22 protein-coding genes are annotated in these 18,015 nt (G+C 68.9%); 7 read left to right on the top strand and 15 right to left on the bottom strand.

Annotation, left to right across the window (positions count from 1 at the left end):
• Positions 1–111 precede the first annotated feature (111 nt).
• Positions 112–1,185 carry a hypothetical protein gene (locus ACFWDI_RS26210; protein WP_385307324.1) on the top strand — a complete coding sequence of 358 codons (1,074 nt, stop codon included), beginning with the start codon at positions 112–114 and terminating at the stop codon, positions 1,183–1,185.
• Between the two features lie 83 nt (positions 1,186–1,268).
• On the opposite strand, the gene ACFWDI_RS26205 is transcribed toward ACFWDI_RS26210, so the two are convergent.
• The 11 genes from ACFWDI_RS26205 to ACFWDI_RS26155 all read right to left on the bottom strand — a co-directional run bounded on the left by ACFWDI_RS26205 (position 1,269) and on the right by ACFWDI_RS26155 (position 9,810).
• Positions 1,269–1,967: a hypothetical protein gene (locus tag ACFWDI_RS26205; protein ID WP_385307322.1), complete on the bottom strand. Its 699-nt coding sequence runs from the start codon at positions 1,965–1,967 to the stop codon at positions 1,269–1,271.
• A gap of 93 nt (positions 1,968–2,060) precedes the next feature.
• Positions 2,061–2,504 (bottom strand): hypothetical protein, encoded by a 444-nt coding sequence (locus tag ACFWDI_RS26200; RefSeq protein WP_385307320.1) that lies wholly within the window; start codon positions 2,502–2,504, stop codon positions 2,061–2,063.
• Between the two features lie 82 nt (positions 2,505–2,586).
• Positions 2,587–4,311 (bottom strand): relaxase/mobilization nuclease domain-containing protein, encoded by a 1,725-nt coding sequence (locus tag ACFWDI_RS26195; protein ID WP_385307319.1) that lies wholly within the window; start codon positions 4,309–4,311, stop codon positions 2,587–2,589.
• Positions 4,308–4,847, bottom strand: a complete 540-nt coding sequence (locus ACFWDI_RS26190; RefSeq protein WP_385307317.1) for a plasmid mobilization protein — start codon at positions 4,845–4,847, stop codon at positions 4,308–4,310. The genes ACFWDI_RS26195 and ACFWDI_RS26190 overlap by 4 nt, the downstream gene beginning before the upstream one ends.
• Positions 4,848–4,975: 128 nt before the next feature.
• Positions 4,976–5,143: a hypothetical protein gene (locus ACFWDI_RS26185; RefSeq protein ID WP_385307315.1), complete on the bottom strand. Its 168-nt coding sequence runs from the start codon at positions 5,141–5,143 to the stop codon at positions 4,976–4,978.
• 164 nt (positions 5,144–5,307) lie between these two features.
• Positions 5,308–5,499, bottom strand: a complete 192-nt coding sequence (locus tag ACFWDI_RS26180; protein WP_385307313.1) for a hypothetical protein — start codon at positions 5,497–5,499, stop codon at positions 5,308–5,310.
• Positions 5,496–7,196: a hypothetical protein gene (locus ACFWDI_RS26175; protein WP_385307311.1), complete on the bottom strand. Its 1,701-nt coding sequence runs from the start codon at positions 7,194–7,196 to the stop codon at positions 5,496–5,498. The genes ACFWDI_RS26180 and ACFWDI_RS26175 overlap by 4 nt, the downstream gene beginning before the upstream one ends.
• A complete protein-coding gene (locus ACFWDI_RS26170) occupies positions 7,193–7,834 on the bottom strand; it encodes a WhiB family transcriptional regulator (RefSeq protein WP_385307309.1) in 642 nt (213 codons plus the stop codon). The genes ACFWDI_RS26175 and ACFWDI_RS26170 overlap by 4 nt, the downstream gene beginning before the upstream one ends.
• Positions 7,835–8,057: 223 nt before the next feature.
• Complete coding sequence (locus tag ACFWDI_RS26165; protein WP_385307307.1) at positions 8,058–8,747, bottom strand: hypothetical protein; 690 nt, start codon at positions 8,745–8,747, stop codon at positions 8,058–8,060.
• A gap of 5 nt (positions 8,748–8,752) precedes the next feature.
• Positions 8,753–9,658, bottom strand: coding sequence for a helix-turn-helix domain-containing protein (locus tag ACFWDI_RS26160; RefSeq protein WP_385307306.1), 906 nt, complete (start codon positions 9,656–9,658; stop codon positions 8,753–8,755).
• Entirely contained in the window at positions 9,655–9,810 is a 156-nt protein-coding gene (locus ACFWDI_RS26155) for a hypothetical protein (protein ID WP_385307304.1), read from the bottom strand. The genes ACFWDI_RS26160 and ACFWDI_RS26155 overlap by 4 nt, the downstream gene beginning before the upstream one ends.
• A 1,021-nt stretch (positions 9,811–10,831) precedes the next feature.
• Here ACFWDI_RS26155 and ACFWDI_RS26150 point away from each other — a divergent pair.
• The gene (locus ACFWDI_RS26150) at positions 10,832–11,278 is read left to right on the top strand and encodes a Secondary metabolite protein (RefSeq protein WP_385307302.1); all 447 of its coding nucleotides are present in this window, start codon (positions 10,832–10,834) and stop codon (positions 11,276–11,278) included.
• A 45-nt stretch (positions 11,279–11,323) separates the two neighbouring features.
• Here ACFWDI_RS26150 and ACFWDI_RS26145 read toward each other — a convergent pair whose 3' ends face one another.
• Positions 11,324–12,154: a helix-turn-helix domain-containing protein gene (locus ACFWDI_RS26145; protein WP_385307300.1), complete on the bottom strand. Its 831-nt coding sequence runs from the start codon at positions 12,152–12,154 to the stop codon at positions 11,324–11,326.
• 277 nt (positions 12,155–12,431) lie between these two features.
• On the opposite strand from ACFWDI_RS26145, the gene ACFWDI_RS26140 reads away from it, so the two are divergent.
• The 3 genes from ACFWDI_RS26140 to ACFWDI_RS26130 are packed head-to-tail and all read left to right on the top strand — an operon-like array spanning position 12,432 to position 15,341.
• Positions 12,432–12,977 carry a regulator component gene (locus tag ACFWDI_RS26140; protein ID WP_385307298.1) on the top strand — a complete coding sequence of 182 codons (546 nt, stop codon included), beginning with the start codon at positions 12,432–12,434 and terminating at the stop codon, positions 12,975–12,977.
• A gap of 17 nt (positions 12,978–12,994) precedes the next feature.
• Entirely contained in the window at positions 12,995–14,158 is a 1,164-nt protein-coding gene (locus ACFWDI_RS26135) for an MAB_1171c family putative transporter (RefSeq protein WP_385307296.1), read from the top strand.
• A 4-nt stretch (positions 14,159–14,162) separates the two neighbouring features.
• The gene (locus ACFWDI_RS26130) at positions 14,163–15,341 is read left to right on the top strand and encodes a cytochrome P450 (RefSeq protein ID WP_385307294.1); all 1,179 of its coding nucleotides are present in this window, start codon (positions 14,163–14,165) and stop codon (positions 15,339–15,341) included.
• A 34-nt stretch (positions 15,342–15,375) separates the two neighbouring features.
• Here the strand turns inward: ACFWDI_RS26130 and ACFWDI_RS26125 are convergent, their stop codons facing one another.
• The 3 genes from ACFWDI_RS26125 to ACFWDI_RS26115 all read right to left on the bottom strand — a co-directional run bounded on the left by ACFWDI_RS26125 (position 15,376) and on the right by ACFWDI_RS26115 (position 16,471).
• Positions 15,376–15,729, bottom strand: a complete 354-nt coding sequence (locus tag ACFWDI_RS26125) for a hypothetical protein (RefSeq protein WP_385307292.1) — start codon at positions 15,727–15,729, stop codon at positions 15,376–15,378.
• Positions 15,730–15,785: 56 nt separating this feature from the next.
• Positions 15,786–16,067 carry a hypothetical protein gene (locus ACFWDI_RS26120; protein WP_385307290.1) on the bottom strand — a complete coding sequence of 94 codons (282 nt, stop codon included), beginning with the start codon at positions 16,065–16,067 and terminating at the stop codon, positions 15,786–15,788.
• 80 nt (positions 16,068–16,147) lie between these two features.
• Positions 16,148–16,471 carry a DUF6087 family protein gene (locus ACFWDI_RS26115; RefSeq protein ID WP_385307288.1) on the bottom strand — a complete coding sequence of 108 codons (324 nt, stop codon included), beginning with the start codon at positions 16,469–16,471 and terminating at the stop codon, positions 16,148–16,150.
• A 326-nt stretch (positions 16,472–16,797) separates the two neighbouring features.
• Between ACFWDI_RS26115 and ACFWDI_RS26110 the strand changes: the two genes are divergently transcribed.
• A complete protein-coding gene (locus tag ACFWDI_RS26110) occupies positions 16,798–16,953 on the top strand; it encodes a hypothetical protein (protein WP_385307286.1) in 156 nt (51 codons plus the stop codon).
• 401 nt (positions 16,954–17,354) lie between these two features.
• Positions 17,355–18,011, top strand: coding sequence for a hypothetical protein (locus ACFWDI_RS26105; RefSeq protein WP_385307284.1), 657 nt, complete (start codon positions 17,355–17,357; stop codon positions 18,009–18,011).
• The last annotated feature ends 4 nt before the right edge of the window (positions 18,012–18,015 follow it).

Raw genomic sequence — 18,015 nt, 5'->3', positions numbered from 1 at the left:
GTTCCACTCTCTTCACGAGAGTGGAACCACCGGGCCTTCGCCGTGCCCCGGCAGCCGCGAACCTGACGGCACCCTGGAACCAAGATCAAGGCCGTGCATAGGATCACCGTCGTGGCAGGCAAAGTAATCGGCAAAGGCCCCTTGCGCGGCTACCTCCTGGAGGAGGTGCTGGCCTGGTTGTTGCGCTCCAGCGGCTTCGAAGTCCTCACGGCCGACGACGACAAGGACAAAGAGCCGTGGAAGGTGCTGAAAGAGGACAAGAACGGCCTGCTAGTCCGCGGGCGTGGGGCATGGCACCAGGTCGACGCGCTCGGACAGTTCCGGTACGTCCCGCCGTTCTCCCTGCCGGTCCGCCTGTTCGTCGAGGCAAAGTACCTGACCACAGCTCCAGTTGGTCTGCCCACCGTACGCAACGGCCACGGCGTGATCCACGACGTGAACGAGGGCGAGACCACCACGCTCACCGCCCCGGGGACCGGCCGGCCACGGACGCGATACCGCTATAGCTACGCGATCTTCTCTACGTCCGGCTTCAGCCCGGAGGCACAGGACTACGCGCTGGCCCACCAGATATCCCTGATCGACCTCTCCGCACCGGACTTCGCCGTACTGCGGAATCTCGTCAAGACCACGGCAGACACCATTCACGCAGCACTCGAAGCCACTCCCGCAGCCGAGCGGCCGAAGGTGCACGAGATACGGGCGTATCTTCGCGGCCCGCTGCTGGAAATGGCCGCCGGCGATGTCGACCTGTCCGACACGTTTCGCGCGCCACTCGATTACCTGGCTCAGGCCCTGTACAGCCGGTCGCAGTTGGGTCTTGTCCTGGCCTTTCCTGCCGCGCCGTTCGTCCTGGGACTCGCCTCGGATGATCTGTACGGCTTCGTGGATTACGCGAGGGGGCATCCTACGCATGCGGTGCGCCTGCGCCGCATCAATCAGGCAGCGTCACATCCCGTTTGGGAACTGCGCTCCGCGGAGCACCCAGAGGCATACGCGTTGAGGTTCGGTCTGCCGGAGCGGGTGGAAGCCTGGATTGTCGAGCAGGACGAAGGAATGCCCTCGCGAACGCGGTATATCAAGCGCAGCATGCTGTCGACCATGACCCTGTACTGGATGGACGGGGAGCACGCGCAGACCTTCCAACTCCGTTACGAACCAGGCGAACTCCGTCTCGACGGCTGATCGCCCGATACGACGAAACCCCGGTGTCCGGGCCTGTCGGGACTGAGGACAGGCCCGGACACCGGGGAAAGCGGAGGAGCGGATCAGCGTGCGGTGCGCGCCTTGGCGATCGCCTTGTCCAGGTGGGCATCCACGAGGCCCGGCGAGCCGGAGACGGTCACCAGGATATTGCCGGTGCGGATCGCCGTCTGCTTGACGACACTGCGCTGCCCGCCGGCGGAGAAGGTGAGCAGCTGGCTCCACTGCTCGTCGCCGAGGTCCGGCGCGGCCGACTTCTCGGTACCCATGTCGACGACGGTGCTGCCCGACGCCACCTGGTAGGAGGGGCAGGAGAGCATCGCGTCGAAGACCTTCCCAGTGCCCTTGGACAGCTTCACGGCGCTGTCGCTGTACAGCTCCTCGCTGACCTCGGAGCTGCTGCTGCCGGTGTAGGTGAAGGACGCCTTCGCCTTGCGGGTGAAGTCGAGGCCGGAGCCGGTGGCCGCGTCGCTGCCGAGCTTCTCCAGCGCCGGGCAGCCGATGACCGTGACGTCGTCGTTGCGGCGAGCGGTCTCGGGCTTGCGGTTGTAGCCCTCGCCCAGGTCGCTGTCGTTCAGCAGCCGCTTGTTCAGCTGGGCCGAGGACAGCGGCACGGATGCCGAGGGGGTGCTGCCGCCCCGGTGTACGGGTGCGGAGGATGCGGCCGAGGAGTCGGCGGGCTCGGTGTGGCTGGCGCAGCCGGTCAGGGCGAGGACGGTGAAGACGGCGCCGAGGCCGAGGGTGGTCGTGGTGGAACGGCGCATGCGAAACCCCTTGGTGATGCGAGACGGATGGTCTGACCGGGTCGGCCCTCCGGGTGCCGACGAACGCAGGGGTGGGGAAGGGGTTTTGCGCTTTCAGTGGCCGAGGTGGCGCAGGCCGTCTTCGAGGGTGGGGTGGAAGTGGTCGACCGGACCGGAGTTGCGGTTGTACCAGGCGGTGTCCAACCGGGTCTCCTCCGCTTCGTGGCCGGCCTCGCAGCGCAGCCACACCGAGTCGTCGCGCATGTTGAAGACGATCCAGTTCCGGTACGCACCGCAGTGGCACGCGTGGACCTCGCTGTCGATGACGAGCGGCTGGTCCCAGCGCATCATGAAGCCCGAGACGTCCTGGCGGGACGGTGCCCGGAAGTCCGGCGGCAGGAAGTCGGGCACCACCGTGGCCGCCGGCGCGGCCGGGGCCGGCGCAGCGATCGGGCCGGGTGCGTCCGGCAGTGGCCACTCGGTGTGCATCGCCAGCACCGCCTGGCCGGAACGCTGGGCTTCACGGAACTCTCGGTCCGCACGGTTGCGTCGGAACATGCCGTCTCCATCTCTGTCGTCTCGCCTGCACGAGGAGAGTGCCGTAAGTCCCTGACCTGCTGCAACTCTAAGAATGTTGAATTCAGCGGGACTTGGCGGAGCGCTCCTTGCGGTTCGTCGGACGCTGCGCAGTACTGCGGGCAGCGGTGGGCGCGGTGGCCGTGGGCTCGGGCACGGCGGAAGCGTCGGCGGGCAGATCGGCCATGCGCCGCAGCCGCCACACGAGCACGTCGCTGATCGAGTCGGCGGTGTCCAACTCCCGCCGCTCGGCAGCCTCGGCCAGGAGCGCGGCCGGGTCGTGCCCGGCGCTCTCGACGTCGGCGAGCGTGGCGGCCAGGGCGTACCAGCCTTGCTCGGTGAGGACCTGCTCGGCCAGCTCCGGCACCGCCTGGCGCAGGTAGGCGGTCTGCTTGCGCTGCAGGGGCTGGGACAGACGCCGACCGCGCTGGTGCATGACGCCCAGGTACATCGGAGCGGCGGCCTGGTAGGCGGCGCGCAGGTGCTCGGCGGCCTGGCGGGCAGCAGCGGCCTGCTGGGCGTGCTCCTTCATTCCGTGCCAGTGGGCGGCGGCGGTGACCAGGAAGAACACCATGTCGATCAGCATGGCGGTGGTGGCGCCGCCCTCCCCGCGGCCGAGCGCCGGACCGCCGTGGACGAGGTCACGGGCTGCCTGCCGCAGACCGCGGGCGTGCCCTCGCCCGGCCCGGACGTGGGAGCGGGTAGCCCGCTCGAACGCGAAGGCGGCGTCTCGCAGTTCGCGCCGGGTATGCGCGGCCGAGGTCTTGGCGAGCGCGTCGAGGACCTCGCCGGCCCCGGCGAGCTGCGCGGCGATCTGCCCGTCGTCGCCCTGGTCGACGACGAGCACGGCCTGCCAGACCGCCCACGTCGCCTGACGCCGGGCGGCCGACGGGCTGACCCGGGCGGAGCCGGAGGAGCGGTCCGTGGTGGCCTCGCGGTCGGGTTCGGAGGCGTTGGTGGCCCACCGTTCGCGGATACGCGGCAGGGAGAGGTCGGGCGCGAGGGTGGAGCCCGAATAGTAGATCGGCTCCTGGTCCTCGTTGCGGTCGTCGGACAGCGCGACCTTGTAGCCGAGCAGATCGCCGGAGGGCGCGACGCGCTGACTGACCAGGAGGCCGGAGGCGGCAAGCCGGTCGAAGAACTCCTGCTCGCTGGCGACGCCGGCGGCGGCGCGGCGCACCGCCTCCCGCAGTTCCTCGCGCGGGGTGCGTTCCTTGCCCTGGCGGTTCGCCTTATGGCGTTCGGCGCTGGTGGGGCGCTTGGCGGCGGTTCCGTCGCCGGTGTTCAACCGGCGTAGCCCGTAGTCCACTTCGATCTTCCGGGCCTCGGCCTGGGAGCGGGCGCCATCTTGGCGGATGCGGGCCTGGCGGCCGTCATGGCGGACGACGGTGGCGATGATGTGGATGTGGTCGTCGGCGTGGCGGACGGCCGCCCAGCGGCAGGCGGCGTCGTCGCCTTCGGGGGCGATGCCGGTGGCGGCGACCATGCGGCGGGCGATGTCCGCCCACTGCTCGTCGGTGAGGATCGGGTCTTCGGGGGCGGCGCGTACGGACAGGTGCCATACGTGCTCGGCGGGCCTGTCGCTTTCGGGCAGGGCCATGACGGGCTGGTCGAGCAGGCGCTGCAGGTCGCCGTACGTCGCCTTGGGGTCGCGGCCGGGGTCGGGGGCCAGGCGGTCCCATGCCGCGACGAGGTGGGGGTCGATGTGCTCCTCGGCCTTGCCGGGGCCGTACAGGTAGGCCACCAGGCCGCGGGTGTCATCGCCCATGTCGTGGACTTTGGGGATCATGCAGCCGGACGCTCGCCGTCCAGGTAGCGCTGGACGAAGGCGTCCACACGCAGCGACACCTTGTCAACGGCAGCGAGTACTGCCCTGGCCTGCGGCGCGGGCTCGTCCGAATTCAAGGCTGCCGCAACCTGGTTGAGGTTGTTGCCGATCCGGTTCAGCGCGGGGCGTAGGGCGAACAGCTCACGCATCATTTCGCGTTCGCCGGCGACCTCGGCTTCCGTGCGCGTCAGATTGCGGGCGGCGCTCAGTGCAGCGTGGGCGAGGAAGCCGGACGGTGTCATGGCACACGCTGCCGCGGCGTCGAGCACAGACTGCTTCTCGGTGTCGTTGAAGCGGCTGGCGATCAGATGCGTGCGTTTGCTGGACTTGGTCTTTGGCGTGCGATTACGCGCAGGCGGCTGGCTCGGCGGCGCACTCGCGTGCTGTGCGCAGTGCGGGTTGTGGCACGGGTGAGTCATCTCCTCCTTGGGATGCGAGCCGCCCTCGGTCGCATCCCCACGGTCCAGTGCCCCCTGGCGCTGGACCGCCTCCGCCACCCCCGGGGCGGAGGACGCGAGAGTAATACTCCCAACGGGAGTATTACTCTCGCACCAACTTGCTCGCGTTGAGGTCGAGTTGGTTTCCGGCTCACCTGGCGCGGGGGTGGGGTTTGTCGTGGGGTTCGTCATCGGGTGCGGTTCCTCGTGGTGCGGATGCGGTGCTGGATTTCGGCGGCCAGGTCGACCATGGCGGTCGGGCCGTCGAGGACGTGGATGGGGGATTCGGTGCGGTGCTGGATGAGCCACTGGCCGGTGGGGGCCAGTACGGCTGCGTGTAGGAGTTGGTGGTGCACGAGGACCTCCGCCCAGGCGCCTGCCTCGGCGGCGGATGGTGCGTGTGTACGCGGGTGGCGGGCAGGAATGGCGATCCCTCCAGGGCGGGGGCGGTGGCCCGGCGCAAGGCCGGGCCACCAGACGGATAGCGGGAGCAGGCGCCTGACCTGCTTCTTTGTGGCTGTTAGCCGCACTCGGGGCAGTGATCGAGGTGCCGGTTCAGGGCGCGCGCCATGTTCTGTTTCACCGAGATGGCGTTCTTCGCGCTGGTCTTCGCCGGCGAGGTTCCCTGGTGGCGCTCGGAGTGACTCCGCAGGAAGCGGATGTCTTGCTCGAAGCCGGACTTGATGCGCGTGAAGCGCTGGCAGGTCTTCATCGGGTCGTGCTCCTTGTCGGGGTGGTGCCTGCCTCGTCGCGCAGTCGCTGCAGAACCGGTGTCAGGCGTTCGTTCCGGCCGCCCTGGAGGTTCTGGGCGCGGAGGATCTCCCGCAGCTGGGGACGGTTGACGGTTGCGTTTCCGTCGCGCTTCAGCAGCGCGGGCACGTGGGGACGGACCCGCTCGACCATCTCCTCGACGGTCAGCTGCGGCTGCTTGCGGGACCGTTTGGACTGGGTGCCGCGGGGACGGTTCCGGGACGCCTTCGCCTTGTGCTTTCGCCGTACGGGGACGGTGTGGGGACGGTCCCCGTTGGGCTTGGTCCCCGATTTGGTGTCGGGGTGTTCGCGGTCCCCGTCGTCGTTGGGGACGGTGTGGGGACGGTCCCCGTCGGGCTCGGTCCCCGTTCTGGTGTCGGGGTGCTCCCGGCTCTCCTCGCCGACGGGGACGGCCGCCGGGGACGGGCCTGTGCCCCCCTGAGCAGCGGCTTCGCGGACGCTGTCGGCGCTACCGCCCGCGTCGTCGCCAGCTTCGTCGGTCCCGGGGACCGGGACCTCTCCGTCCCCGATCGCTGCTTCTTCGCCCACGCTGGGCAGGCTCGAGGCGTGCTCGTCGGCTCGGTCCCCGTTGGTGTTGGGGACGGTGTGGGGACGGTCCCCGTTGGGCTTGGTCCCCGTCCCCGTCCCGGCTGCTGTGCTGCCGACAGGCCGGTCCCCGATCGATGCGGTGCTTTGGGGACCGGAGTCGGGGACGTTGCTCAGCCACGGACTCGCCTGCTCCTTGTTCGCCGCCGGAGTCACGAGGGACGGAGCGAGAGGGGACTGGTCCCCTCGAGGCTCGTCCTGGTCTTGCGCGGGCTGGATCCAGGGGGACGGCAGGGTCACGGTGGCGAGCGCTGTGGCGTGCCGGCGGGCGGCCAGCTGCTCCAGAAGCGCCCGACGCTGGTGCGGGTCGGTGCCGACACCGGATCGCGTGAGAGCAGTCTGGAGCCGACGCGTGATCCGGGTGTCCTTCTCGCGCTCCTTCTCGGACATCCTGGCCAGCCGGGAGGCGAGGGCCACTGCCCGTTGAGTGGCGCGGTCCTTGGTGATCTGCGCGGCATCGCGGTTGCGGGTGGCGACGCCCAGGCGGGAGAGGAGGCGCTCACGTACTTCGCGTCCGAGCGTGGCCAGGAGCCCCTGCGAGGCGGCGTCCGGCTTGTGCAGCCGCAGCTCGATGCCCATGGCCAGGTGCCAGAGCACGGCCGCCATGACCGGGCCGACGAAGGCCCGCACGGTGCCGCCCACCGTGCCTGACTCGGCGTACGCAGGGATGACCTGCACCCCGGTGATCACCCAGACCAGGGCGCCCGGGAGGCCGGGCGCTCCTTGGGTCTTCAGGTTCTGCCGGGCCATCAGCGCGGTCGCGAACAGCGCCAGCTCGGCCGCGCTGAACATCATGGCCCGTTCCACGGCGCCGGCCATGTCGAGGTAGTCGGCGGCGAAGCGCCAGCTGGTGTCGGCGCTGTAGGCGGTGCAGTTGAGGGCGGCGAGGGCCGCGACCCAGACCGCGGGGGTGCCGGCTCGCGTGCCGCCCGCCCGGGTCCGGTTGCGCTGCATCGACCATCCGGCCAGCACCAGGGCGAGCACGCCGACGGCTGTGACCACGTAGACGGGCTCGATGCCGGAGGGGAGGGACAGGGCGATGGGGTGAGTCATGCGGCCTTTCGGAGAGCGGCGATCAGGGCGTGCGTCTGCACCTGGCGGGGCACCTGCACCGGCGAGGCGGCGTCCTCGTCCTCGGCGCCTTTGTCCTCGGCGTGCTCGTCGTCGGCTGCCTCGGCCTCGTCTGATTGCCCCCAGTAGCGGTCGCGGTCGGCGACGGCGTGTGCGGCGTTGCGCATCAGGTCTCGGGCCCAGTCGAGGTCGAGCCGCAGTGCGTAGGCGAGGCGCTCGGGGCTCCAGCCGCGCGTGTAGGCGTGGCGGGTGACGGCTTCGCGCTCGGCGTCGCTGAGGTGGACGTCACGGCCTTCGAACGCGGCCTTGACGCGGCTGTAGTCCAGGCGCTTGTTGACCCGGGCGTGCCAGGGGCGGCGCTCGTCCTCGGTGAGCCCGCCCCACATGCCGTGTCGGATCTCGTTGTCGAGCGCGTAGTCGAAGCACGCCTTCTTCACCGGGCAGCTGCCGCAGATCGACTTGGCCTCGTCGATGGCCGCGCGGTCGCGGGACGCGTGGAAGAACAGCGCATCGATGGTCTTGGCCAGCAGGCGGTGGCACAGGCCCCGCTCCTGCCAGCTGTGGTCGGCGATGCCCCGCAGGGCCGGGGCAGGAGTGTCGTTGGTGGTCTTGTGACGCAAGGCAGTCTCCGGAGGTCGCCTCGTCGGGCGGGTAGCGCGGCACCGGTGGTGGGCGGGTGCGGCTGGGCGCGTCTTCGAGGCGGGCAGGGGCACGGCGGCAGGCCGCACCGGAGGCGGATCGGTTGCGAGGAGTCGGCTCAGCGGCCGGAAGTAGGCAGGCGCATCGCCCTGCTCCGGGCTCCGTGTCGGAGCCGGATCAACCGGGCGAGTGGGCGGCTGGCGATCACGCCGCTACCTGCTGGGCGCGTGCTGCCACGGCGAGGTCCACGCGGCTCGGGTGCGGGGTGGCACGCGAGGCGTTGCCCCGGGCATCTCCGTCGAGGCCGACACGCCGGCTGCGACAGGGCTCGCCCTCGCTGGCCTGGCACCACGCGCATCGCACACCGAGCACGTCGGGGCCTCCGGCGGCGATGGCCGCCTCGCGGGCCGCTCGGGCGGGCCGGAAACGGGCCAGCTCGGCGCGCACGGCGGGCGGGATACACGAGCCGATGGCCGCCAGGCGCGCCTCGATGTCGGGGTGCGGGCCGCCGCTGGTGAGCTGCCGGTGCGTGGCGGGGGCGGTGGCCCCTGCGGCTACCGCGTGCCGGGTGCCTACCAGTTCGGCTCGCCAGGCGGCCGGGTCGTCCGGGTTGGCGGCCGGGGTGGGGTCGGTGTGCCGGGCCAGGCGGTCGCGGCGGTAGCTGCGCCACTGGCGGGCGACGTCCACGGGCAGGATCGGGTACGGGGAGGCAAGCACATGGGCCTTGATCGCCTCGCGCACGTCCCAGCCGTGGTCGGTGGTGAAGGGCACGTCGCCGAGCAGTTCGTGCCACTGGGCGATCTGGTCACGGGCCTCGCCCGTGTCGGTGCGCATCGTGCGCGGGTCCAGGCGGCCGAGGTAGGCGAGGACGGCAGCAACTTCACGTGGGTTCAAGGCAGTTACTCCGTTCCGGTCGGTTCGTCGAGCGCGGCGAGCAGGGCGGCGGTGTGCGCCTCGGCGCGGGTCATGCCGGCCTTGGTGGCGGGGGTGCCGCCGGGCAGGGCGTAGAGGTTCGGTCGTCCCGGTGCGGGGTTGTGCTCCCGGGCGATCCAGGTGCGCCAGTCGGCGCCCCACGTGGCGGTGGAGCGCGGGCTCCAGGCCGCCCGGTGAGAGCGCCACTTCGCATCGGCGGCCTGCAGGCCCTGCTCGCCGAGGCGGGCGAGGTGCCCCTCCTGCTGAGCCCAGGAGCGGCTCGCGTCGTCGATCTCCCAGTCCGCGGCGGGGACGAGGTCGGCAGCACCACTGCTGCTGTACCTACGGTTCACCTTCGGTTCACTACGGTTCTGGGGGTCAGAATCGGACCCGGGGCGGGGTCGGGATCTGACCCGGGCTGGGGTCGGATTCTGACGAGGGGGTGCAGGATCTGACCCGGTCAGGTTCTGACGAGGCGGGTCGGATTCCGACCCGGTCTTGGGCCAGATGCGGTGTTTGCGCAGCCGGTTCTCGTCCAGCTCGGGCACCGGATCGGCCCCGGTCAGGGGCTCGACGTACGCGTCGGGGTCGTCCTCCCGGGCCGCCGCGACCTTGGCGAGCCACGCTGCGGCGCGCGGCAGCCGGTAGACCGTGCTGTGCTGCGGCCCGTCGAAGTCGTCGAGCACCTCCAGCTCGCCGCTCTCGGCCAGGGCGGCCAGCGCGCTGCGCACGGCGTTGCGGCTGGCGTTCGTACGCCTCATCAGCGAGGTGAGGGACGCCCAGGCGACGCACTGCTCGTCCGGTACCCGGTCGGCGATCGACAGCAGGACCAGGCGGGCGTTTCCGCGACTGGTACTGGACTCCCACGCCCACTCGCGGGTGTCCCGGCTCATCGGGTCACCGCCGGATCGAGGCGGGCGCCGAGGGCCGACGGCGGCGCGACGGCGCCGAGCAGCCGGTGTGAGGGCAGGGCGCCAGGCGGGGAAGCGAGGATGGCTGCCGCGCTGGCCGGGGGCTCCGGCCTTTTGCGCAGGGCAGGCGGCATGTAAGACTCTCCTCCGTAGTGAAACCCGCGCCGGTGTGCCCCGTAGGAAAGGGCCGGTGCGGTGAAGGTGGGTGTGTCTCCCGCCCTTGCCGGGGCAGGAGTGACATTTGGCGTTCGGCGTCCGGGAGTTACCGCTCCATGGACGCCGTCGCTGTTTTCTGGGCGGCCTATGTCACCTGTCTGGATCCCGCGTTCCGCATCTCGCTCCTTCGCTGTCTGTCACCGGGCGGGCTGCCCGGTGAGGGACGACGAACATATGCAGGCCCTGCGCCAAGATCCAGACCTTGCTAAAGAACTCTCCACAACTCGCGACGAGCGCCGCCGCTGCCCGGTCCTGGGCACTCCGGCGTTGGGGGGGCGAGACCTGTGGGCCGCCTGCGGACGGGGCGTGACACCCGTCGGATCGCAGTCCGCAGCAGGAGACACATGCGGCATTCCTCTCGGTGACCACTTGCCAGGACAGGGAGCAGCCGGTTAGGTGATCTTCACGCCCGCCTGGTGGAGCGGGGCGATGTACTGTCCGGCGTCCGGGAGTACCGCTCTCGGGCGCCGCCGCTGCAATGCGGACCTACACGGCCTGGTTGGTACCTGCTGCCGCGCTCCTCGTGTTCGTAGCGCCGGGCGATGTGCCCGGGGGACGACGAACATACGCACGGACCCGTGTCAAGATCCAGAGTTGGTTCTTAACCTCTGTACCAGTTGCAGAGAGTCACCATGTGTGTCGTTCGTGGACGCCCAGGTCTGTTCGCAGGGCGCCGGGGGTTTGGTGACTCCCCGATGCGAGCGCTCTGCGCCCTGTCGGCCGGACGGCCCGTTCGCGTACATCGCCAGTCCTTCCCGGCCGGTGGTCCGTTCTTTACATCCGCTACCGATCAGCTGCGAAACACTGCACTGGATGGAGCGGGGGTAAACGTACACTCCAGTTGCGCCTGTTCGTCAACTGTAGTGTCGGAGTCTGGGACGGTGGGGGTGCGATCGCCACTGGAGTGGATAGGATGGAGGCTATGAGGGAGGGGTGGAGATGACTGAGAAGAACGAGCGCGCCTTCGCGGAGCTGCTCGACTATCTGTTCCGGGAGGTGCACCCGAAGGGCCGCGGCCCCTACACATACGCGGAGGTGTCACAGGGCATCCGGGACACCTCCGGCGTCGCCATCTCCGCGAGTGCCATCCAGCAGCTCCGTACCGGGACGAACACGAACCCGAAGATGCAGACCATCCGAGCGCTGGCTGGGTTCTTCGGCGTGACCCCGGGCTACTTCTTCGACGAGGCGGAGGCCGAGCGGCAGCGCGCGGAGATTCAGGTGGTTGCCGCCATGCGCGATCAGGGAGTGCGCCGGGTCGCCTTGCGTGCCTCCGGTCTCAGCACGTCGAGCCTGCACATGCTGAACGCCGTGATCGACCAGGCCCGCCGGCTAGAAGGGATGCCGGACGAGTCGGATGACTCGGGTCTGCTCGACGAGGAATGATCTGGCCGCCCAATCGGCAGCGCGCATCGGCCTCCCTCTTGCCGATCAAGCGCTGCCGGTCCGGTGGTCCTCCATCAGCACGATCACCCGGAGGTGGTCGCTGCGCACGGGTTGCATGGCGACGATACGCACAGCGACCTCCCGCCCCTGGTGGTACGGGAGCCTGAGCCGGCGAAGGTCGCCGTCGGGGTGATCGACCATCTCACGGCGATCCCACATCTCCCGTGCTTCGGGCGAACCGGCGAGGATGTCGCGCTCCAGGTCCCGCAGAGCCTTGTTCGTTGGGTGGTGGGCTCGCTCGTAGCGAATCTGCCCCAGGTAGGAGCGGGCCCAGTCCTGCTCCCAATTCACGAGCTGCTCCCGGGCCTCCGGCGTGCGGAAAGTCCATCGCATCTGATTGGCCTGGTAGGCGGCCCACGGGAACCAATCCAGCCATGGCCGGTTGAAGCCGAGCATGTTCCAGGCGAGGTCCGTCGCGCAGGCGGGATTGGGGGCCTGGTTGTCCAGAAACTCCTGGAGCGCCTCATCCATCTCGGCCATCGCGTCGGCTTCCGGCGCGGTGGCAAGTGCCGGCGGATGGCCAACCGCCCCCACGTAGAGCGTGCGACGTTCCGCGGGGCTCAGCCGTAGCACCGACGAGATCCGGTCGAGGAAGTCGGCGGAGTATGCGGCTTCCTTGCCTCGTTCCAGGGAGCCGTACCAACGCTCGCTCACACCAGCCAGGCGAGCCACATCGCTCTGCGTCAGCCCAGCACTCCGGCGGCCAGAGACCTTCAGGCCCGGAACTGTTCGGGGGCTTGTGCGGCTCCGCCACGATCGCAGCAGTTCGGGCAGGTACTCGCCGTCGCCCTCGACCTGCCCCTCCCGGGGGTCCATCATCTGAGTTTAGGTCCCATGATCAAGTGACATTCGCCACGACACACCCCGTGTGCCGGTCAGAGGATTTGCGGGCGGTCATTCCGCGTAATCAGACATAGCGGATATCAAGACAGATAGGTCCTGTCGGGCCGGGGTGGCCTTCCGGATCCAGTCACCATCTGTAACCGGAATTTCTGGTTCCGGGAAGCGTGACTTCCGCCTTCCTCTTGGCATCCTCATGCCTGCGCCCACCAGTAAGTCGCTACACGGCCGAGGCCGAGGAGGGGGGATTGGCATGCCCTTGCCAGAAATCGATGAGAGTCGACTGCGCAAATCATGCGAAAAGAAGATCGATCGTCTGCGCCTGCCGCATCGATTCAGTACGCGTGAATTGCGCGACGCGATAGCGACCCTGCGGGGGAAGCCGATCATCCTCAATCCCTTGAGGACCCTCGGTGCGGTCGACGCGCCCTGCGGCATAAGGATCGAGACCCCATCAGCCGACCTTCTCTATTGCGAGGAAGGTACGTCCGTCCACCACCAGCGGCACATCCTCACACACGAGCTGTGCCATGTGTACTGCGATCACCCCGGAAGCCTGGAGGTCGACGCCGAGACAGCCCAATCCCTCGGTGTTAACCCCACGCTGGTGATGCGCATGTCGGGACGCACGAGTTACTCGACAGCTGACGAACGCGAAGCGGAAATGATGGCGACGGTTATCCGGCAGCGCATCTACCGCGCACGCGAGACCCCTTCCCGGCAGCCCGAAAAAGGATCGGACAGCTGGGACGCACTCTTCGCCCAGCCCATTAAGAAAGGCCGGTTCCGCCCGCGATGAATGCAGTTTTTCTGGGCATGGCCTGCTTGCTTGCAGCGGCTGCCGGCTACTGGGTCTTTGGCCGAGGTACGCCCCGCCCGACCGGCACGTGGGCCATGGGCGCGCTCCTCGGCTCATTCGCCCTGGCCTTCGCCTCCTACGCGCCATGGTTCGAGAACGCTGTCGAAGCAGTGGTGCCGCACGCGGCCCGGCTGCTGAGCAACTGCGCTTCCTTGGCCGCTGCCACTGCGGTCCTGGCGGTCTCCTTCCAGCTCAACTTGGACCCCGAGGAGGCACGGCGCCGAGTCCGACTGCGCCTCGTTCTCTTCACCACGTCAGCCTTCGGCATGACTGCGCTGTTCGCGTACGAGCAGATGACACACCGCTCTCCGCAGGTATACGCGCTCTACCTGCTCCTGTTCATCTCCTACCTCGGCTTCGCCATCGTCGACTTTCTGCGGCAGGCGGTGCGTCAGTCGAAGTCGACTCGCCGAACGAGCGTCCGGCTGGGGCTGCGGATGGCGGCAGCAGGCTGCGCGTTCGCGCTGGTCTACTCCGCGTACAAGTTGACGGTCCTCATCTCCTTGGGATTGGGATTCCATCTCGTACCCGACCACTCGGAGTGCACGTCGCTCGTCGTCGCGCCGTGTGTCTTCAGCGTGACGTCGCCGGCGCTCGCCGTCCTGCTGATCTGTCTCGGTCTCACCCTGCCGGCTGTGGTCTACCCGATCAGCCAGGCCCGCCGCCGCCGGTGGGAGGTGCAGTCCTTCGAGGCGCTCGGGTCTCTCTGGCTGGACCTGTCGGCCGCGATGCCGCAAATCGTCCTGTCATCTGCAGACTTCGCCGAGGACACCACCAAGGACGTCGACTTCCTGCTTCAGCGGCGGGTCATCGAGATCAGCGACGGCATCCTCGCGCTCCGCCCCTACCGCTCGCGCAGAGTGCAGGAGATGGCCCAGGAGACGTTCGACGTCGGAACGGAAGAAGGTGCCGCGGCTGTCGAGGCGGCTGTCGTGAAAGCAGCGCTGGCGTCCTCGAAGGTCGGCCGGTATGCCGACGAGATTGCCCTGCCGCCGGGGGACGTCGCTTCGCGCACGGACCTTCGCGCGGACACGAAGTGGCTCCTCCGGGTGGCCGAGGCATACACGAACCGAGTTGGGCGTGTCGCCGACGATGGTCAGCCGGAAAGGATCGGAGCCTGACAGCATGACCGACCCGACGCAGGATCCCCGTTTTCTCCAGGACCCCTATCCCACTTACGCGGCTATGAGGTCCACGTGCCCGGTGCAACCTGTGCCTACCGGCTCCGGTGGGCACTCCAGCTACCTGGTCACCGGCTACGCGGAAGCGCGGGAAGCTCTCGGTGACGCTCGGCTCTCGAAAGACACGGCCGCATTCTTCGCGGACAAGGGGTCACGGCGCCGCCTGCACTCTGCAGTTGCACACAGCATGCTGGCCAGCGACCCGCCCCAGCACACCCGGTTGCGCAAGCTGGTGATCAAGGCATTCACGACCGGGGCTGTCGCAGAGCTGCGTCCGTTCATTGCCCGAGTCACCAACGACCTGCTGGATCAGTGGCCCGCCGGCGAGCAGGTCGACCTCGTCGCCGGCCTGGCGGTGCCGTTGCCCGTGATCGTGATCTGCGAGCTGCTTGGCGTACCGGAGGGAGATCGAGCCGACGTTCAACGCTGGTCTGGAGAGTTGTTCGCCGCCGGGAAACCGGACCTCATCGACGCGGCTTCGCACTCCATGGCCGGCTACATGACCGGCCTTATCGCCGCCAAGCGCGCGCGTCCGGGCGATTCACTCCTGGACCGTCTCATCTCGGCACGCGACGGCGACGACCACCTCAGCGAGGAGGAGTTGGTCTCCCTCGCAGTGCTACTTCTGGTCGCCGGGCACGAAACCACAACCAATTTCCTCGGCAATGCCGTCCTGGCGCTGCTCCAGCACCCTCAGGAGCTGGATCGCCTGCGGAGAAACCCGGACGATGTGCCAGCCGCATTGGACGAGCTGCTTCGGTTCGATTCTCCCGTCAGCGCAGCCACTTTCCGGTTCACGACAGAGGCTCTCACTCTCGGTGGCACTGAGATCCCAGGAGGTGTCCCCGTGCTGGTGTCGCTTGGAGCCGCCAACCGCGACCCTGAGCGGTTTCCCTCACCCGACCAGCTCGATTTGAACCGGGACGCAGCTGCCCATCTCAGCTTCGGTCACGGCATCCACCGCTGCGTCGGCGCCCCCCTGGCGAGGGCCGAGGCCGAGATCGCACTACGAGCGATCTTGGCCCGGTTCCCCGGAATCCGCCTTGCCGCACCGCCTGATCAACTTGGCTGGCGGCGCACCCGCCTTGTTCGCGGGCTGGTGTCGCTCCCCGTCCGGATGTAAGCGATCAACGGAACTTCAGCAGTGGCGCGGCAGCTCAGTCGCTGGCAGGTGCATGCTGTGACATCTCGTTCCGACCGGGTGACATGACCAGCTCGCTTACGCGTGCCTTCCAGTACACCGGCAGCCCTGCGGCCTTCCTCGCCCGCCGGTACGTCAGAGCCCACCCCATGTCCCGGTCGACCGTTCCGTCCTCCGTCACGCTGGCGTGCCACCACAGCCAGCCGAAGAGGTGCTGCCGGCCATCCGTACATGGCGGGGCGAAGACGTAGGTCGTGGTTGCGCTGAGCTTTGCCATCGACTCGGCGATCTGCGCCTTGCCGCTGAGCGCGACAAGGTCGCGCCGCACCTGTTCCCTGGCAGCCTGCACGACGCCGCGCACGAAGCTCACGGCCCACATGGCGAGGACCAAGGCAACAATGGCACAGAGGACCGCCCAACCCCCGCTCACTGGCTGGCTCTTACAACTTCATCGGAGAAGGGCGCGCGGCACGCTTCGATCGTCTCAGCGAGGGTGGAATGCACCCGCAGTCCGGGGCGGGCGTAGCCGAGCTGTGCCACGACGTTTGCGCGGCGAACGTATTGAGGGTCGGAACCGACCACCAGCGTGATGCCGTGGTCCGCGACGGCCATGCCCAACCCCGGGGCGCGGGTTGCTACGGCGAGTTGCGCACGCCAGGCCAGCACGCTCTCTCGCCGGGCGGTTTTCCGGTTGAACCAGTCGGGCACGGCGTCTTCCCCCTCGTGAACAGCTCGCGCGTCACACGCCTGTCTACCCGACCGGCCCATCCCGCCACAACGCGGCGCGGTCAGCGGTCTCCCTCCGCCGGAGCTGTACGACGATGCCGGGCCCCGGCCTCTCCCCAGCGGCGGACGGCCCCACTCGGTGGGAGCCTCCCTGACGGCCCGAATCGGATAGAGCGCGGCCTGTGCCGCAGCCAGATCGTCGACGACACCCAACGGCACACCCAGCCGATGCCGTCCCACTCCTGGATCACCCGTGGTGCGTGCGGCTCGACATGCTGGGCACGGTGCGATCCCGACGTCAGCGGCACTGCCCGCAGCTTCCCCTTCGACTGGGCCAGGCGCTCCTCGCGCCGATGCGCCCATTCCTCCAGCGGCTCCTCGTCCATCGCGCCGTGCTGACGCAAGCGTGCCCGCCGCACCAGCCTGGGCCTGTGTTTCCCCTACGGCGTACGAGCGGCGCGCCGCCGGTGAGGTTCCCGGGAAATCGCACTGGTAGGACACTGGGACGACGACCAGAAGAGGGGCGCGTCAACTGGACTCGACAGCAACCGTGGTTGAACCGACTACCGTCGAGAGCACGGTGCGACACGATCGCGAGGTCGTGCAGGTCTGCCTGACCCTTCATGTCTCGTAGCCGCCCCGCGACGACAGCGGACGTGCGGCGCATCTGCTCGACCCGCCGCACGCTCTGTACCTCAGCACGAGTGCTTCCGTGGTGATCGCCGATGCTCGGGCGGTCCGTTACGAGGAGTCCTTCGGCATGCTGGAGGACATGGTCCGTGAGCATCCCGGCGCCTTCATCGTTGGCACCGTGACCAGCAGCCGCTGCGCGCTCGTGTGGGTCAGGGCCCAGCCCCGCTCGGTGTGAGAACCCACTGGATATACCGTGCGTGTGCACAGCAACGACCCCGGTCCGGTTGAGTTCTACCCGTCCGCGGTCTACGGCTGAGCCCGCTGGTGGGCGGAGCAGCCCAGCGTGCCGAAGGACATCCCGGCCGGCCTGCTGCTCGCGCGGCCACCCGCCCGTTTGGACCTAGTTGTAAGGGGTGAAACGCACCAGCTGTAGGTCGCTCATGCCGAGCGGCCCCGCCCTTACACCTTCCACGATCCGGAGGACCCCACCGAGTGGCGCTGATCGGCCACGGGAGAGCACGCCGAAGCCTCACAAGGGGGCTAGTTTCCGCCATCCTGCGGCGATCAGGCACGCATCACTCCGGGCGACCGATACCTTCCCGAGCGGCAATAAGGCCACTACCAGGAAGGTGCCCCATGCAGCGGTTCACGCCGAAGTTCCAGGGCGAGCCGTGGACCGACGGATTGGAAGTCATCCACGCCTACGTGCTACCGCGGCCCGGTGTTGACGATGAGCTACTGGCCCTCGCCCACGGCTGCCGCCCTGCGCTGCTGGACCACCCCATCGATCCAGCCTGCCCGCCGCAGGCCGGCGACCCCGGCACCCTCCACGTCACCATCGAGATGATCGCCGACACCCCCAGCGCCAGAATCAGCGCAGAGGAACGCCAAGATCTCATTCGCGCACTGCGCAAAGAACTAGCCGATGCGGTGCCCTTCGACACCGAGGTGGGCCCCCCGATCGGCAACATCGCCGGCGCCGTGCTCGACCTGTGGCCCGAGCACGAAGCCGCCGTCCTCCAGGAGCGGGTGCGCTCCGCAATCCGTACAGTGCGCGGAGACACGGCACTGCAGCACAATGGCGGCCGACTTCACATGTCACTGGGCTACAGCTACGACACCGGGGACTCGGACGTCCTGAACAGCAGGCTCCGCAACGCCATCACCCCGCGCCGCGCACCGCTGCACGTGGACACCGTGCACCTGCTCAATGTCCGCTACGGCATCGCGGCGGACACCGGTGGCTGGCGTATGTCCTGGGTGCGCATCGCTGAGATCGCACTCGGTCGCTAACCCC

This window comes from Streptomyces sp. NPDC060064 (assembly GCF_042736455.1).
Lineage (GTDB): Bacteria > Actinomycetota > Actinomycetes > Streptomycetales > Streptomycetaceae > Streptomyces.
Note: the sequence above shows the minus strand (reverse complement) of the source record. Positions and strands in the feature narration are given on the sequence as shown.

What these genes read in the sequence shown, in the direction of transcription:
- ACFWDI_RS26155 (WP_385307304.1), bottom strand. Translation starts at nt 9,810, where the DNA reads ATGCCGCCTGCCCTGCGCAAAAGGCCGGAGCCCCCGGCCAGCGCGGCA.
- ACFWDI_RS26135 (WP_385307296.1), top strand. Translation starts at nt 12,995, where the DNA reads ATGGCCTGCTTGCTTGCAGCGGCTGCCGGCTACTGGGTCTTTGGCCGA.
- ACFWDI_RS26175 (WP_385307311.1), bottom strand. Translation starts at nt 7,196, where the DNA reads ATGACTCACCCCATCGCCCTGTCCCTCCCCTCCGGCATCGAGCCCGTC.
- ACFWDI_RS26130 (WP_385307294.1), top strand. Translation starts at nt 14,163, where the DNA reads ATGACCGACCCGACGCAGGATCCCCGTTTTCTCCAGGACCCCTATCCC.
- ACFWDI_RS26150 (WP_385307302.1), top strand. Translation starts at nt 10,832, where the DNA reads ATGACTGAGAAGAACGAGCGCGCCTTCGCGGAGCTGCTCGACTATCTG.
- ACFWDI_RS26140 (WP_385307298.1), top strand. Translation starts at nt 12,432, where the DNA reads ATGCCCTTGCCAGAAATCGATGAGAGTCGACTGCGCAAATCATGCGAA.
- ACFWDI_RS26180 (WP_385307313.1), bottom strand. Translation starts at nt 5,499, where the DNA reads ATGAAGACCTGCCAGCGCTTCACGCGCATCAAGTCCGGCTTCGAGCAA.
- ACFWDI_RS26145 (WP_385307300.1), bottom strand. Translation starts at nt 12,154, where the DNA reads ATGGACCCCCGGGAGGGGCAGGTCGAGGGCGACGGCGAGTACCTGCCC.
- ACFWDI_RS26160 (WP_385307306.1), bottom strand. Translation starts at nt 9,658, where the DNA reads ATGAGCCGGGACACCCGCGAGTGGGCGTGGGAGTCCAGTACCAGTCGC.
- ACFWDI_RS26105 (WP_385307284.1), top strand. Translation starts at nt 17,355, where the DNA reads ATGCAGCGGTTCACGCCGAAGTTCCAGGGCGAGCCGTGGACCGACGGA.
- ACFWDI_RS26195 (WP_385307319.1), bottom strand. Translation starts at nt 4,311, where the DNA reads ATGATCCCCAAAGTCCACGACATGGGCGATGACACCCGCGGCCTGGTG.
- ACFWDI_RS26115 (WP_385307288.1), bottom strand. Translation starts at nt 16,471, where the DNA reads ATGGACGAGGAGCCGCTGGAGGAATGGGCGCATCGGCGCGAGGAGCGC.
- ACFWDI_RS26200 (WP_385307320.1), bottom strand. Translation starts at nt 2,504, where the DNA reads ATGTTCCGACGCAACCGTGCGGACCGAGAGTTCCGTGAAGCCCAGCGT.
- ACFWDI_RS26205 (WP_385307322.1), bottom strand. Translation starts at nt 1,967, where the DNA reads ATGCGCCGTTCCACCACGACCACCCTCGGCCTCGGCGCCGTCTTCACC.